This window comes from Haloterrigena gelatinilytica (assembly GCF_013342145.1).
Lineage (GTDB): Archaea > Halobacteriota > Halobacteria > Halobacteriales > Natrialbaceae > Haloterrigena > Haloterrigena gelatinilytica.
In genome coordinates, this window is sequence record NZ_JABUQZ010000001.1 from 2,718,111 (window position 1) to 2,730,929 (window position 12,819).

The window sequence follows — 12,819 nt, forward strand, 5'->3', positions numbered from 1 at the left end:
TCGACCGGACGACCTGCGCGGCGATCAGCTCGTGTCCTGTGCGTCGACGACTTCGTCGACGCGGATCCGCAGAATAACCCGCTCGGTTTCGATGGGCATTCCGTACTCGTCTTCGCCCGTGTAACGCTGAGCGAGTTCGTCGATGTGCTCTCGAGCCCCCTCGGTCGTGACCTCCTCGACCTCCCCGATGATCGAGAGTCGCCGGTAGGGGTTCTCGGGGTCGACCATGCTGACGCCGACCGACGGATCCTCGCGGACGTTGCGCTCCTTGCGGCGACCGCGTTCGGTGTTGACCAGGAGCCGGTCGTCGTCGGCGTCGTAGTCGATCCAGACCGGCGTGACGTGGGGATCGGTGTCCTCGGTCAGCGTCGCGACGTGCGCGAACGTTTGCTTCTCGAATAGGTCGTGGAAGGCGTCGGGGATTGCTGTCACGGGCGGCGATTCGCTCGCGTTCGGCTTTTGCCTACTGCCTACATTGAGAGGCACGCTCGCCTCGATCCACGCCCGGAACGGGCGGAAGATTGATAGCTATCGTCGGGAATCCGCAGCTAACACATGTACGCGCACAATCCCGAGCGCGACGCGATCTGGAACGACGCCCTCGAGTGGATGATCTGTCGGGGACTCCCGCTCCGTCCCCGCGAGATCGAGGGCTACGATCCGGGGCTCGTCCGGGACGTGCTGGAAACGATGGTCCTCGAGGGCTGGGTCGCCTACGACGACCGCGGGGACTTCTTCGAGCCCGGACCTCGAGTCGAGCGGTTCGACGCCGGCGTGGAGTCCGCTCGTCGACCCACCTGGTAACCCGACGGGCTGCGGAGCATCCGGACCCAGCGTCCGACTCGGACCGCCTTCCTCCTCGAGTCGACCCGTCGCCGTTCGACCTCGCGGACCCGACACACGCGAGTGTCGGCTCAGAACTTATCGGACGCGGAATACTTGCACGTGATATGAGTCCACAGCAGCGGACGCGACGACGGCTGTTGCAGGTAACGGGTGCGACGGCGGCGACGGCGCTAGTCGCCGGCTGTGGCGGCCCGGGCAGCGGTGGCGGCGAGGAGGACGACGAACCGGCCGCCGAAGAGGGAACGGGGAACGGACAGGACCAGGACGAAGACGAGGGGCTCGTCAACGACAGCGACGGGGGCAATCCCGAAGTCGGCGAGGACGAGGACGGGAGCCCGACGAGAGAGGAAGACGGAGACGCCGGTAACGATAGCGGCGGCGAGGACGCCGGTAACGATAGCGGCGGCGAGGACGCCGGTAACGATAGCGGCGGCGAGGGCAACGACAGCGAATCGGAGTGACGTAACGGTCCGCAGCGTCGGCTCGAGACGCGGGATCCGAACTCGAGGAGCGGGGCAGCTACGGGTCCGCGGTCGCGCTATCGCGCCAATACCAATCCCTGCGCGGGTTCTATCGGGTCCGCATGCGACGGCGGACGTATCTCGCGACGGCGACCGCGACGGGGGTCGCGCTGGCCGGCTGCGCGGAGTTGGGGTGGAACGGGTCGAACACGGAGCCCGACGAGCGGGCGACCGATACCCCGCCGCCGCTCGAGGGACGACGAAACCGGAACGATCGACGGCTTTTCCGACTTCGGCGCGTGGTCGGCGGTCGCCGGACGGGCGTCGCTGGTCGACGACGCGTCCGTCGGCGAACGGTCTCTTCTCCTCGAGGCCGACGCCGAACGCGAACTCCGGCTTGACGATTTGTACCTCGTCTCCCGGCCCGACGAGGGACTGGCTCCCTCCAGTTCGACGGCGGCGACGAGTCGATCCACGACGAGGCGCTTCCGCTGCTCGAGGAGTACGGCTACTCGGCGACGGCGTTCGTGCCGACGGATCCGATCCGCGCGTCGGCCGGCCACGACGGGGATCGGCTGACGGAATCGCAACTCGAAACGCTCGCCGACGCCGGCTGGACGATCGGCAGCGACACGGCCAACGGGCGGCTGCTTCCGGACCTCGACCCCGACGAACGGGCCGCCCAGCTGACCGACGCGCGGGAGTGGCTCGAGAACGAGGGACACGGGGACGGCGCCCGGTTCGTCTCCTATCCGGCCGGACGGTACGACGCCGCCTCGCTCGACCTCGTCGACGAGACCTACGACCTCGGGTTCGCCGCGGGCCAGCCGGTTCAGGGCCGCGTCGTCGATGCGGCTCGCTACCCGCGCGCCGTCGACCCCGAGGCCCCCGAAGCACTGCTCGAGCGAACGGCCGATCTGGGCGGGATCACCGTGCTTTGTTACCACGGACTCGCGGGCGACGCGGTCGACCGCTTCGAGGAAACGATGACGTACCTCGACGCGCTCGTCGCCGAGGGCGACCTCGAGGTCGCGGGACCGGAGACGCTCGCGTCCGAGTACGCCGAGACCGAGTAGGTTCGGAACGCCGGTCGCCGGTCGGATCGCCGCGGCCGTCCGACGGCCGAACCGAGCGGAGACGCAACTGGTATCGGGCTTCGGTCCCTCTCACGACTGATGACCGAGGGACTCGAGACGGACGTCGAGGGGATGGCGGACGTCGCCCAGCGACGCGACGAACTGGCGGCCCGCGTTCGGACCCACGCCGGCGAAATCGCGCGGGAACTCGCCGTCTTTCAGGGCGGCGACTACGGCCAACAGGCGTTCCAGACCGACGCCGGAACCTGGACGATCAAGTACGAGGCCGGGGACGTCCAGTACCTCCGGTTCGAGCCGAAATCGGGCGAGGAGACCTACGTCGTCTCGAGTAAACAGCCGCCCGAACCCGAGGCGCTCGAGACGGCGATGGCCGACTACGGGGCGTTCGTCGCCGCGTACAACGAGTACGTCCGCTCCTTCGAGGGACTGCTCGCGGACGTTCCGGACGAGTTCCCCGTGATCGAATCGACGGCCGAGTTGGTCGCCGAACGCGATCGGATTCTCGAGCGGATCCGCGACGTCGGGAACGCGATGGCGAGCGAACTCCACCGCTACGAGGGCGAGTACGGCACCTACGCGACGACGGTATCGGGCAGTCGCTGGGAGCTCAAGTTCGACGGCGACACCGCGAGCTACCTGAGAGTCGGCGGGTCGGACGGCGTCTACCTCATCTCGCAGTACGGCCCCCCGCCGGCGACCGAGGTCCGTCGGCTCGCCGACGACGTGGCCGCGTTCGTCGAGTCGTTCAACGAACACGTCGAGGACCTCGAGGCGGATCTCTCGACGGTGTCGCTGAGCGGAGATCGGTAAGCGATCTGCTGTTCGGTTCCGCTACTTCGCTGTAGGCGCTGCTTTCGCTCGTTACGAGCCGTCTACACCGATCCGCCTCGAGTAAACGAGACGACAATCAGGTAAACTGACTGCGCTGTTTTTGCCCGTTTCGCGCCCCCCTTATCGACGTAGTATGACACTATCACGACGTTCGACGATCAAGGCGATCGGTGTCGTCGGTACCGGATCGGCAATCACAGGAACCGCTTTGGCCATCAACGAACACGAAGACGACGAACGGGAGGCCGACGAAACGACGGCCGACGACGAGGAGCTCGGCGCGATCCGCGTCGGCCACTTCTCGCCGGACGCCCCGAACGTCGACGTCTACGTCGACGATCAGCAGATCCTCTCGGACGTCGGCTACGGGGACCTCACGCCGTATCTCGAGATCGTTCCGGGCACGTACTCGATCGCGATCACGGCCGCCGGTGACGACCAGCCCGTCTACGAGGGCACCATCGCCGTCGACTCGGAGTTCTACACGGCCGCCGCTCTCGGCGAACTCGAGGGCGAGTCCGCCGGCGCCGCGGGAGACGACATGGACGTCTCCGCGTACGACGCAGCCACCGACACCGCCGGAAACGAGTCGGAGAACGTCTCGGACGGCGGCAGCGCGCTCGCCAACGAGACGGACGGGACCGGCGAGATGGGCGATATCGAGAGCGAGACCGACGCGGGCACGTTCGACGTCCTGCTGCTCGTCGATTCCCCGTCGGACGACGTCGAAGCGGGGACGGCTCCGCTCCGAGTCGTGCACGCGGTGCCGGACGCCCCGGCGATCGACGTCGCCGAGGGAGAGACCGGTGCGCTGATCTTCGAAGACGTCGCCTTCACCGAGCCGTCCGGCTACGTGCCGGTGGAGCCCGGGAGCCAGACGCTCGAGCTCTTCCCGGCCGGCGAGAGCGCCGGGATGGGCGAGGAGACGTCTGCCAACGGCAACGAGAGCGCCAGCGGTAACGAGACCGACGACGAGACCGTCGGCGAGGTCGACGTCATCTCCCAGCCCGACCCCGTCGTCAGCGTCGAACTCGACCTCGAGGCGGACACGGCGTACACGGCCTTCGCCATCGGCTACCTCGCGGAGCTGGACGACGAGACGGTAACGGCCGAGCAAGCGGCGTCGATGACCGACGAGACGGACGACGAGGACCGCTCGTTCAGCGTGCTCGCCGCCGTCGACGGCGAACCGGGCAGCGAGACGGCGACCGACGACTCGAGCGGCGAAAACGAGAGCGTGACGGCCGACGACGCGACGGAAGCGACCGACGACGAACTGACGGCCGACGACGCGTTAAACGAGACGGGCGAAGAGACCGAGAACGAGTCGACGACGGCCGACTACTGAGGTTCGGACGCCGCTACCGGTCGTTCGATCCGTTTTTATCGGGGCTTTCGAGGGTCCTCGGATAGCGGCTCGTCTCGGTCGTCTCGATCGACCGCTGCACCCGGAAACGCGTCGCCGACCGGTCGTTCGTGACCGGTTTCCAGCAGATGCCGTTTTGTCCGTGCCGCTCCTATAGACGGTGTTGCGTCACTGACGCTTCGGACGATCATGGACGAGCTACCCGACCCACGGACGGAATCCGACACGGCCGGCGCGCGGACGACCGATACCGACGACCCTCGAGACGGTCCCGAACGGGACGTCCGCCTCGAGGCGGTCGTCGTCCGCTACAGCGCCGACAGCGATCGCTGTACGCTCGTGCCGCGGGACGGACCACCTGAGGCGATGCTGACGGCGTGGCTCAGCGCGGATCTGGAGACGGTCGTCGACCTCGAGGACGCTCGGTAACGGAGACAACGACGGCGAACCGGGTGCGACGGCTACTCGGTGACGGTCGATCCGCTACGGACGGCCGCGACGGCGTGTCGAGATGAAAGGCGCTCAGGAGCGGTTAGACGTCGACGTACTGGTCGACCCACTCCTGGCGACGCCGGAGGGCTCGTCGCCCCTTCGGCGTCAGCGCGTAGTAGTTCGTTCGCCGGTCGAGTTGCCCCTTCTCGACGAGTTCCTTCTCGACGAGCGTGTCGAGGTTGGGATACAGCCGGCCGTGGGTGACCGGCTGATCGATGTATGTGTTGATGTCGTCGAGTATCTCCTGACCGGACGGCCGATCCTTCCCTGCGATCACGTACAGCAAGTCACGTTGGAAGCCAGTTAGCTGATCCATGGATCACCCTCTGAGTGACGACCTTCTCTCATCTGTGACTTTGTTATAGAGCGGGTACGGACGGCCGTCACGGCGGAACGTCGGACATAGACACAGTAACGACCGCTATCATCGACCGGATTCGGTCCGCCTCCCGTGACGGGGCGTTTTTGAGAGCCACGGCCGTACGGCCCGGTATGCCGACGGATCCACTCGCCTGGGAGACCCGCGATCGCCAAATAGCCTACACTTGTCCGGGCTTCGACGTCGTTAACGAACGCGTTCGACTGCCCGACGGCACCGAAACCGAGTTCGACTACCTCTCGGAACCCGCCAGCGTCTGCATCCTCCCGTTTACCCCCGACGGTGACGTCGTCTGCATCGAGGAGTGGCGCCAGGCCGTCGGCCGCGTCAACCGCGGGCTCCCCGTCGGCGGCACCGAACCCGACGACGACGACCTCGAGGCCGCCGCCCGGCGCGAACTGGCCGAGGAGACCGGCCACGAGGCCGAGAGCCTCGAGCGACTGGTGACCGTCGAACCGGCCAACGGCATCGCCGACGCCGTCTTGCACGTCTTCGTCGCCCGCGGCTGTCGGCCGACCGCCGAACAGAAACTCGACCACAACGAGAGCATTCGGGTGGCACCGACGGCGTTCGAGGACCTGCTCGAGGCCGTCCGCGAGGGCGAGATCCGCGACGGCCGGACCGTTCTCGCCGTCTCCTACCACCGGCTGTTCGACGCGGAGGCGTAGCCTCGAGTACGGTCGATCGACGGCGACGGTCGCAAAAATGATCTGGGCCGGGTTGCCGATCGGTCGGCCGTCGCCGGCGATCGGACCGACCGCGCTCGCGTTCGAGTCGACTGCGTCGACGCTACTCCGTCCTACTCCGTCTCGTTCCCCTCGTTCCCGCTAACGGTTTCGTTCGCTTCGCTGCCCGCCTGCACGGCGGCCTCGAGGTCGGCCGCGTCCTCGAGGGTGACGGTGTCGGCGTTCATCGTCTCGATCGAGATCGCCGTCGCGGAGGCCTCGGAGACGGTTTCGCCGGTCTCGTTACCGGCCGTCTCGTCCTCCGACGCCGTCTCGTTCATCACCGAGTCGTTGTCCGCGCTCTGGTTGTCGCCCTCCTCGGTCTGGTTCCCGTCCGCGGTCGAGTCCGCCTCCTCGATGGTTTGGATCGACAGCGTATCGATCGAGACGGTTTCGACGTCGAACTGTTCGATGGTGAGTTCCTCGATCTCCTCGTCGGCCGACGCGTTGCCGGCGTCGCCCTCCGACTCGTCGTCGCCGCCGAAGATGTCACCGATGAAGTCGCCGACCTGACTGAGGATCCCGCCGTCCTCCTCGGTTTCGATGGTATCGATCGTCATCTGCTGGACGTTCATCGTCTCGATGGTCAGGTTCTGGACGGCGACCGTCTCGGCGTCGTCGCTGATCACCGCGTCCCCGTCGGACGCGTTCTCACCGGTTTCGTTCCCGTCGGACGCGTTCTCGCCGGCGCTGCCCACCTGCTCGCCGTCGAACTGGAGGTCCGTCAGCGAGACGTTCTCGAGCGCGAGTCGCTCGAGTTCGACGTTGGTGATGTTCACGCCGCTCGCGGTGTCGTTCTCGTCCTCGCCCCCGGCGTCGGTCTCGTTCCCGCTCTCGTTTTCGCCCTCGTCGCTCCGTTCGACCGACTCGTTGAGTTGCTCGAGGTCCTCCTGTGCGGCGTCGAGCTGGTCGACGTTCAACTCCTCGATCGTCGCGTTCTCGACGGTCGCGTTCTCGAGTTCGAGCGTCGCGACCTGCACGTTCTCGAGTTCGAGCGTCGCGACCTGCACGTTCTCGAGTGTCGCCGCGGTGCCCGCATCGCTCGTGTCTCCGGCGTCGGCGTTCGTTCCCGTCGCGGCCCCCGCGAGGGCGGGACCCCCCGCGAGCGCGACCGCCACTGCGACGAACACCGCGCCGACCGAGTGCGCTCGTGAAGTCATTGCGATCGGACGTACCAGTCGGGTCCGGCTAAAACGGGGCGACCGTTACAGAATTCTCGCGGAGAAACGCCGCATTTGAACGCGACCAGCAGCCGCTAATCAGCCGTTCGTTCGCGGGTCGACCGGCGTCTCGTCCCGCACTCGAGCCGGTTGAGAACGGTAATCCGCGTCCATCGGCGACCGGACGTAGCGACGGCGCTCGCGGTTCGTTCGCCGTTGGCGACGGGCGGCGTCGCCGCTCGCGATCAGCAGCGGCCCGGAAAAAAGCGCAGTTGCAGGGTCGTCGGAACCGAATCGATCGCGTTGCGTTCGTTCCGATCAGCCCAGCAGTCCGCCGTCGTCCTCGGAGTCGCTCTCGGATTCCGTGTCGTTGTCTTCCTCGGTCGCGTTGTCTTCCGTCTCGTTGGCTTCGCTCGCCGTCACGTTGTCTTCGGGCTCCTCGCTCCCGATCTCGTCGAGTTCGCTCGCGTCGCCGAACGTCAGCGTGTCGACGGTCGAGTTACCGATGGTAATCGAGGACGCGGAGAGGTTGGAGATGGTTTCACCCTCGCTCTCGTTGTCCATTTCCGTCTCGTTGTCTTCGGTCGCGTTGTCTTCGGTCTCGTTGTCGTCGAGACCGATGCCGTCATCTTCGTCGTCCTGGATCGCTGCGCCCGTCTCGGACGTGTTGTCCTCCTCGTCGTCGCCGAGGATACCGAGACCGTCGTCCTCGGACTCGTTGTCCTCGCTCTCGTTCATCGCCGAGTCGTTCTCGGACGCGTTCATCTCGCCGTCGGCTTCCTCGACGGAGGTGACGTTCATCGATTCGATCGTGATCTCCTCGACGTCGAAGTGTTCGATCGTGACGTTCTCGAACTCTTGCGTCGCGTTTTCGCTCTCGTTGTCCTCGGTTGCGTTGTCCTCGGTCTCGTTGTCTTCCTCGTCGAGGCCGATGCCGTCGTCCTCGTCGTCCTGGATCGCCGCAGCGGTGTCGGTCTCGTTGTCTTCCTCGTCGGAGATGCCGAGACCGTCCTCGGACTCGTTGTCTTCCTCGTCGGAGATGCCGAGACCGTCCTCGGACTCGTTGTCCTCGCTCTCGTTCATCGCCGAGTCGTTCGCGGACGCGTTCATCCCGGCGTCTTCGCCGACGTTCAGCTCGTCGACGGTCAGCTCCCCGACGTCCATCGTCTCGATGGTCAGGTTCTGGATCGTGACCTCCTCGGTGCTTTCGTTGATCAGACTCTGACCGGCGGATTCGTTTTCGGTCTCGTTATCTTCGGTCTCGTTGTCTTCGGTCTCGTTGTCGTCGAGACCGATGCCGTCGTCTTCGTCGTCCTGGACCGCCGCAGCGGTGTCGGACTCGTTATCTTCCTCGTCGGAGATGCCGAGACCGTCCTCGGACTCGTTGTCCTCGCTCTCGTTCATCGCCGAGTCGTTCTCCGACTCGTTCATCTCCTCGAACTCCTCGAGTTCGACGTCCTCGAGTTCGAGCTGTTCGAACTGGATGTCGGTGAGGTTCGCTTCGCCGGTCGCGTTACCGTCCTCGGAGGCGTTCGTCTGGTTTCCGTCCAGTTCCTCCTGCAGTGCCGACACGTTCGCGTCGAACTCCTCGACGTTCAGCTCCTCGATCGTCGCGTTCTCGACGGTGACGTTATCGAGCTCGAGCGTCTCGACCTGCACGCTCTCGAGTGTCGCGCTCGACTCGCCAACGTCTCCGGCGTCGCCCATGTCTCCGGCGTCATCGTTCGCGCCCGATGACGCACCGGCCAGGGCAGGACCCCCGGACAGTGCGACCATCAGTGCGACGAACGCGACGCCGAGCTTCTGTAGTCGTGAAACCATTGCGATGGTTCCTACCACCGGTTTCCGGCTAAAACGAGGCGACTGTTTCGAGATTATCTCGGGGAAAAGCAGTGTTGGAACCGTGCAACGGTCCCTAATCTCGCGTTCACCTGTCTCGATCGATGACTGTCACGGGACCGGAGTAGAACGAGCCGAATCGGATGGTAATTGTCACCTCGGTGAGTATAATCGAACTTGTGCTTGCAGGCGATGGCGGATTATATCAGACCGGACGGAACGAGACGTTTACCGACGCGTTCGGGGCGGACGTTTCCGAAACGGATAGTGTTCCGACAGCTGATCGGTCGCAAACCTTCACTGACTTACGTCCGACGGCCGAAGGGGCGGTCGATGCGCGAGTGCTTCGAACTCCGGGACACCGACGCGGGCGGACGTATCGGCGAGCTCACCGTTCCGCGGGCCGACGTCACCGTCGAAACGCCGGCGTTGCTCCCGGTGATCAATCCGAATCTGGACACGATCGCCCCTCGTCGCCTCGCCGACGAGTTCGGGGCCGAGATCCTCATCACGAATTCGTATATCATCCACGGGACCGACGACGTCCGCGAGCGGGCCCTCGAGGACGGCCTCCACGAGCTGCTCGATTTCCCGGGCGCGATCATGACCGATTCGGGCTCCTTCCAGCTCTCCGAATACGGCGACATCGACGTCACGACCGAGGAGATCCTCGAGTTCCAACACGAGATCGGCTCCGACATCGCCACGCCCGTCGACATCCCGACGCCGCCGGACGTCCCCCGCGAGCGAGCCGAGGCGGAACTCGAGACGACCCAGGAGCGCCTCGAGATCGCCGAGGGCGTCGACACCGGCGAGATGCTCGTGTCGGCGCCCGTGCAGGGATCGACCTACCCCGACCTCCGCGAGGCGGCCGGCCGCCACGCCGACGGCACCGACCTCGACGTGTTCCCCGTCGGGGCGGTCGTTCCGCTGATGAACGACTACCGCTACGACGACATGGTCGACGCCGTCGCCGCCGCCAAGCGCGGCCTGGGCGCCGACGCGCCGGTCCACCTCTTCGGCGCCGGCCACCCCATGATGTTCGCGCTCGGCGTCGCGATGGGCTGTGACCTGTTCGACTCCGCCGCCTACGCGCTCTACGCCCGCGACGACCGCTACCTCACGGTCCGGGGCACGCGGCTGCTCGAGGACCTCGAGTACCTGCCGTGTTCGTGTTCCGTCTGCACCGGCCACTCGCCGGACGACCTCCGCGCGCTTCCCGACGACGAACGCGAGGAGGAGTTGGCCGCTCACAACCTCCACGTCACGTTCGCGGAGATCCGCCGGATCAAACAGGCCATCCGCGCGGGCAACCTGCTGGAACTGGTCGAGCAACGCGCCCGCTCGCACCCGACGATGCTCGACGGCTACCGAGCGCTGCTCGACCACGCCGACCAGCTCGAGCGCTCGGATCCCGTCTCGAAGGGCGCGTTCTTCCACGTCTCGTCGGAGAGCGCCCGCCGCCCCGAGGTCGTCCGCCACCACCGGCGCCTCGAGCGCCTCTCCGTCCCCGACTCGCTGTTTCTCACCGAGGGACAGCCGGCCCGAGGCGACGAGTTCGACGACTCCTGGCGGGTCGAACCGCCGTTCGGCCCCTTCCCGCGGGCGCTCTCGCGGTCCTACCCGCTCACGGCCGAAGTTCCCGAGCGGACCGACCGCGCGGCCCTGTCGGCCGCGGCGGACGGCGTCGCGCGACTCGCCGAGGTGAACCCCGACGCCGACCTCGCGCTCGGCCACCGCGGCTGGCCCGCCGGCGTCCTCGAGCGCGTTCCCGAGTCCGTCGAGTTGATCGATCTCACGTCGGATTGATCGCCGCTCTCGAGCCGTTCAGGCATTAACGACCGCCGTGACGAACGCGAGGAAAGCGAACGCGGTTTCGACGACTCTCCGCGATACGTAATTGAAAAGCAGTAATTCAGCGATCGGCTGACGCGGAGACTGCGGCAGCGTCGCGGACGACCGGCGCTTCAGGCGCCGGTCGGGGAGTCGCCGAGTCGATCGGCGCGGCCGGCCGAAATCGGCTCGGCCGCCGCCGGGGTGCCGTCGATCGTGATCTCGAGGTCGGACCCGCACTCGACGACGATCGCGTGGCCGTCGTAGGTGAACTCGAGACGACCGCGGCGCGGACCGCCCGTTCGCGTCGGCGCGAAGAGGGCGTCCAGGGCATCGGGATCGATCGACTCGTAGAGGGGCGGTAGCTCGGTCGGCTCGACGTCGCGCTCGGTCGCGACCGCAGTGACGACGGCGATGCTGATGTCCCCGTCGAACCCGTCGTCGATCGAACCGATGAATGAATTACTCACGTCGTACTCAACCGTTCCCATCCATAAAAGGGTAGCGGGTATATCGGGGTTACCGAAATAGTATCGGTATTCATCTCGGTTTCCGAAAAATACCGCCGGTTTCGGAGCGGAGTCGAGACCAATCGGGGCTCGCAGTTAGCTATCGACGGCGTCGGTTCCGAAGTGATCGAACGGCTGGCGGTACTCGGCTTTGATGAGTTCCTCCGCCTCGATCTCGAGTCCGGCGCGCTGGAGGCGGCTGACGGCGGTCGTGATCTCCTCGCTGTTCTCGGCGGCGAGATCGACCCGGAGGTTCCGGTGTCCGGTCATGAGTTCGCGGACGCCGACCACGCCGTCGACCCCGAGGGCGGTCTCCGCCAGGTCGCCGCGCTCGTGGATCGGCACCGTACACTGGACGACCACGTGCATCGATTTCGCCGTCCGCTCGTAGTCGATGATCGGGACGTAGCCGGCGATCACGCCCGCCTCCTCGAGTCGTCGGATTCGGTTTCGGACGGTGTTGGCCGTGACGCCGACGTCGCCGGCGATGTCCGCCGCCGTCGTGTGGCGGGCGTCGCCCTGTAACCGGTGGAGGATCCCCCTGTCGATCTCGTCGAGTTCGAACGTCATAGCGCTAGTTTCGGGGCCAGCAGCAAGCGCTTTTGGTTCGGCCCGTCGCCGCGGTACCGACGGCGCGGCATCGGAACAGCAAAGGCGCAAGCGACGCCACCCTCGCGTATGTTCGGCGCCGCGTCGTCCGTCGGTGTGTTCGCCCTCGTCGCGGGTGCGTTCGTCGTTCTCGTCGTCGGATCGTGGCTGCGCAAGCGCGTCCGGGGCGGTCGGTCGGCGGAACGACGGCAGTCCTACGAGAGACACAAAGCGGCCCAGGAGCGCGAGCCGCCGGTCGATCTCGGCGACGTCAGGGAGGCCGCCGTCCACGAGTTCACGGAACACCACACCGGCGAGCGGCGGGCCGTCTGCAAGATCGAGGGGTTCGTCGTCTTCGTCGAGGAGGTCCCCGGCGACCTCTCGGTCGGCGACGTGATCGAACTCGAGGTGCTCTCGTTCAACCGCGGCCACACGTCGGCGACGGCGCGGTTCCGTAGAATCGCGTAGGGGGGGTGCAGTTCCGAAGAACCGCGTAGAGAAAACCGGCGTCTCGGCCGCGCCTGATCGTTGGTATCGACTCGCATACGCCACCGAATAGAAAATCGGGTCCCGCGACGATCGGCGGACACCGAACTCACGGATCAGTCAGCAGTCAGCGTGATCGATCGCTCGACGGTCGGGTCCTCAGTCGGCGCTGTGGAGCGGGACGGTGCCGCAGTTCGGACAGCCGTT

At 66.3% G+C, this 12,819-nt stretch carries 14 protein-coding genes and 1 pseudogene; 9 read left to right on the forward strand and 6 right to left on the reverse strand.

The window, feature by feature from the left end; translation table 11 throughout:
• Positions 1 to 24: 24 nt before the first annotated feature.
• Positions 25 to 432, reverse strand: coding sequence for a PPOX class F420-dependent oxidoreductase (locus HTZ84_RS13535; RefSeq protein WP_174681166.1), 408 nt, complete (start codon positions 430 to 432; stop codon positions 25 to 27).
• Between the two features lie 123 nt (positions 433 to 555).
• On the opposite strand from HTZ84_RS13535, the gene HTZ84_RS13540 reads away from it, so the two are divergent.
• From HTZ84_RS13540 to HTZ84_RS13565, 6 genes and pseudogenes are all read left to right on the forward strand, one after another.
• The gene (locus HTZ84_RS13540) at positions 556 to 804 is read left to right on the forward strand and encodes a hypothetical protein (protein WP_174681167.1); all 249 of its coding nucleotides are present in this window, start codon (positions 556 to 558) and stop codon (positions 802 to 804) included.
• Between the two features lie 146 nt (positions 805 to 950).
• Entirely contained in the window at positions 951 to 1,307 is a 357-nt protein-coding gene (locus HTZ84_RS13545; protein ID WP_174681168.1) for a hypothetical protein, read from the forward strand.
• Between the two features lie 449 nt (positions 1,308 to 1,756).
• Positions 1,757 to 2,383 (forward strand): annotated as a pseudogene (locus HTZ84_RS22870) (polysaccharide deacetylase family protein); the annotation flags it as partial.
• A gap of 99 nt (positions 2,384 to 2,482) precedes the next feature.
• Positions 2,483 to 3,214 carry a hypothetical protein gene (locus HTZ84_RS13555; RefSeq protein WP_174681169.1) on the forward strand — a complete coding sequence of 244 codons (732 nt, stop codon included), beginning with the start codon at positions 2,483 to 2,485 and terminating at the stop codon, positions 3,212 to 3,214.
• A gap of 154 nt (positions 3,215 to 3,368) precedes the next feature.
• Positions 3,369 to 4,583: a DUF4397 domain-containing protein gene (locus HTZ84_RS13560; RefSeq protein WP_174681170.1), complete on the forward strand. Its 1,215-nt coding sequence runs from the start codon at positions 3,369 to 3,371 to the stop codon at positions 4,581 to 4,583.
• A 207-nt stretch (positions 4,584 to 4,790) separates the two neighbouring features.
• The gene (locus HTZ84_RS13565) at positions 4,791 to 5,030 is read left to right on the forward strand and encodes a DUF7511 domain-containing protein (RefSeq protein ID WP_174681171.1); all 240 of its coding nucleotides are present in this window, start codon (positions 4,791 to 4,793) and stop codon (positions 5,028 to 5,030) included.
• A gap of 103 nt (positions 5,031 to 5,133) precedes the next feature.
• Here the strand turns inward: HTZ84_RS13565 and HTZ84_RS13570 are convergent, their stop codons facing one another.
• The gene (locus HTZ84_RS13570) at positions 5,134 to 5,409 is read right to left on the reverse strand and encodes a PadR family transcriptional regulator (RefSeq protein ID WP_008896107.1); all 276 of its coding nucleotides are present in this window, start codon (positions 5,407 to 5,409) and stop codon (positions 5,134 to 5,136) included.
• A 176-nt stretch (positions 5,410 to 5,585) separates the two neighbouring features.
• Between HTZ84_RS13570 and HTZ84_RS13575 the strand changes: the two genes are divergently transcribed.
• Positions 5,586 to 6,140 (forward strand): NUDIX hydrolase, encoded by a 555-nt coding sequence (locus tag HTZ84_RS13575; RefSeq protein ID WP_174681172.1) that lies wholly within the window; start codon positions 5,586 to 5,588, stop codon positions 6,138 to 6,140.
• A 131-nt stretch (positions 6,141 to 6,271) separates the two neighbouring features.
• Here the strand turns inward: HTZ84_RS13575 and HTZ84_RS13580 are convergent, their stop codons facing one another.
• Together HTZ84_RS13580 and HTZ84_RS13585 are read right to left on the reverse strand one after the other, a co-directional pair.
• The gene (locus HTZ84_RS13580) at positions 6,272 to 7,357 is read right to left on the reverse strand and encodes a hypothetical protein (protein ID WP_174681173.1); all 1,086 of its coding nucleotides are present in this window, start codon (positions 7,355 to 7,357) and stop codon (positions 6,272 to 6,274) included.
• 318 nt (positions 7,358 to 7,675) lie between these two features.
• Positions 7,676 to 9,178 (reverse strand): midas domain-containing protein, encoded by a 1,503-nt coding sequence (locus HTZ84_RS13585; protein WP_174681174.1) that lies wholly within the window; start codon positions 9,176 to 9,178, stop codon positions 7,676 to 7,678.
• Between the two features lie 351 nt (positions 9,179 to 9,529).
• On the opposite strand from HTZ84_RS13585, the gene tgtA reads away from it, so the two are divergent.
• The gene (gene tgtA, locus HTZ84_RS13590; protein WP_174681175.1) at positions 9,530 to 11,005 is read left to right on the forward strand and encodes a tRNA guanosine(15) transglycosylase TgtA; all 1,476 of its coding nucleotides are present in this window, start codon (positions 9,530 to 9,532) and stop codon (positions 11,003 to 11,005) included.
• 158 nt (positions 11,006 to 11,163) lie between these two features.
• Here the strand turns inward: tgtA and HTZ84_RS13595 are convergent, their stop codons facing one another.
• Positions 11,164 to 11,499, reverse strand: coding sequence for a HalOD1 output domain-containing protein (locus HTZ84_RS13595; protein WP_394353274.1), 336 nt, complete (start codon positions 11,497 to 11,499; stop codon positions 11,164 to 11,166).
• Between the two features lie 135 nt (positions 11,500 to 11,634).
• Positions 11,635 to 12,108 (reverse strand): Lrp/AsnC family transcriptional regulator, encoded by a 474-nt coding sequence (locus HTZ84_RS13600; RefSeq protein WP_174681177.1) that lies wholly within the window; start codon positions 12,106 to 12,108, stop codon positions 11,635 to 11,637.
• A 108-nt stretch (positions 12,109 to 12,216) separates the two neighbouring features.
• Here HTZ84_RS13600 and HTZ84_RS13605 point away from each other — a divergent pair, with 108 nt between their 5' ends.
• Positions 12,217 to 12,594 carry an RNA-binding protein gene (locus tag HTZ84_RS13605; RefSeq protein WP_174681178.1) on the forward strand — a complete coding sequence of 126 codons (378 nt, stop codon included), beginning with the start codon at positions 12,217 to 12,219 and terminating at the stop codon, positions 12,592 to 12,594.
• The last annotated feature ends 225 nt before the right edge of the window (positions 12,595 to 12,819 follow it).

What these genes read in the sequence shown, in the direction of transcription:
- HTZ84_RS13540 (WP_174681167.1), top strand. Translation starts at nt 556, where the DNA reads ATGTACGCGCACAATCCCGAGCGCGACGCGATCTGGAACGACGCCCTC.
- HTZ84_RS13545 (WP_174681168.1), top strand. Translation starts at nt 951, where the DNA reads ATGAGTCCACAGCAGCGGACGCGACGACGGCTGTTGCAGGTAACGGGT.
- HTZ84_RS13555 (WP_174681169.1), top strand. Translation starts at nt 2,483, where the DNA reads ATGACCGAGGGACTCGAGACGGACGTCGAGGGGATGGCGGACGTCGCC.
- HTZ84_RS13560 (WP_174681170.1), top strand. Translation starts at nt 3,369, where the DNA reads ATGACACTATCACGACGTTCGACGATCAAGGCGATCGGTGTCGTCGGT.
- HTZ84_RS13565 (WP_174681171.1), top strand. Translation starts at nt 4,791, where the DNA reads ATGGACGAGCTACCCGACCCACGGACGGAATCCGACACGGCCGGCGCG.
- HTZ84_RS13570 (WP_008896107.1), bottom strand. Translation starts at nt 5,409, where the DNA reads ATGGATCAGCTAACTGGCTTCCAACGTGACTTGCTGTACGTGATCGCA.
- HTZ84_RS13575 (WP_174681172.1), top strand. Translation starts at nt 5,586, where the DNA reads ATGCCGACGGATCCACTCGCCTGGGAGACCCGCGATCGCCAAATAGCC.
- HTZ84_RS13580 (WP_174681173.1), bottom strand. Translation starts at nt 7,357, where the DNA reads ATGACTTCACGAGCGCACTCGGTCGGCGCGGTGTTCGTCGCAGTGGCG.
- HTZ84_RS13585 (WP_174681174.1), bottom strand. Translation starts at nt 9,178, where the DNA reads ATGGTTTCACGACTACAGAAGCTCGGCGTCGCGTTCGTCGCACTGATG.
- tgtA (WP_174681175.1), top strand. Translation starts at nt 9,530, where the DNA reads ATGCGCGAGTGCTTCGAACTCCGGGACACCGACGCGGGCGGACGTATC.
- HTZ84_RS13600 (WP_174681177.1), bottom strand. Translation starts at nt 12,108, where the DNA reads ATGACGTTCGAACTCGACGAGATCGACAGGGGGATCCTCCACCGGTTA.
- HTZ84_RS13605 (WP_174681178.1), top strand. Translation starts at nt 12,217, where the DNA reads ATGTTCGGCGCCGCGTCGTCCGTCGGTGTGTTCGCCCTCGTCGCGGGT.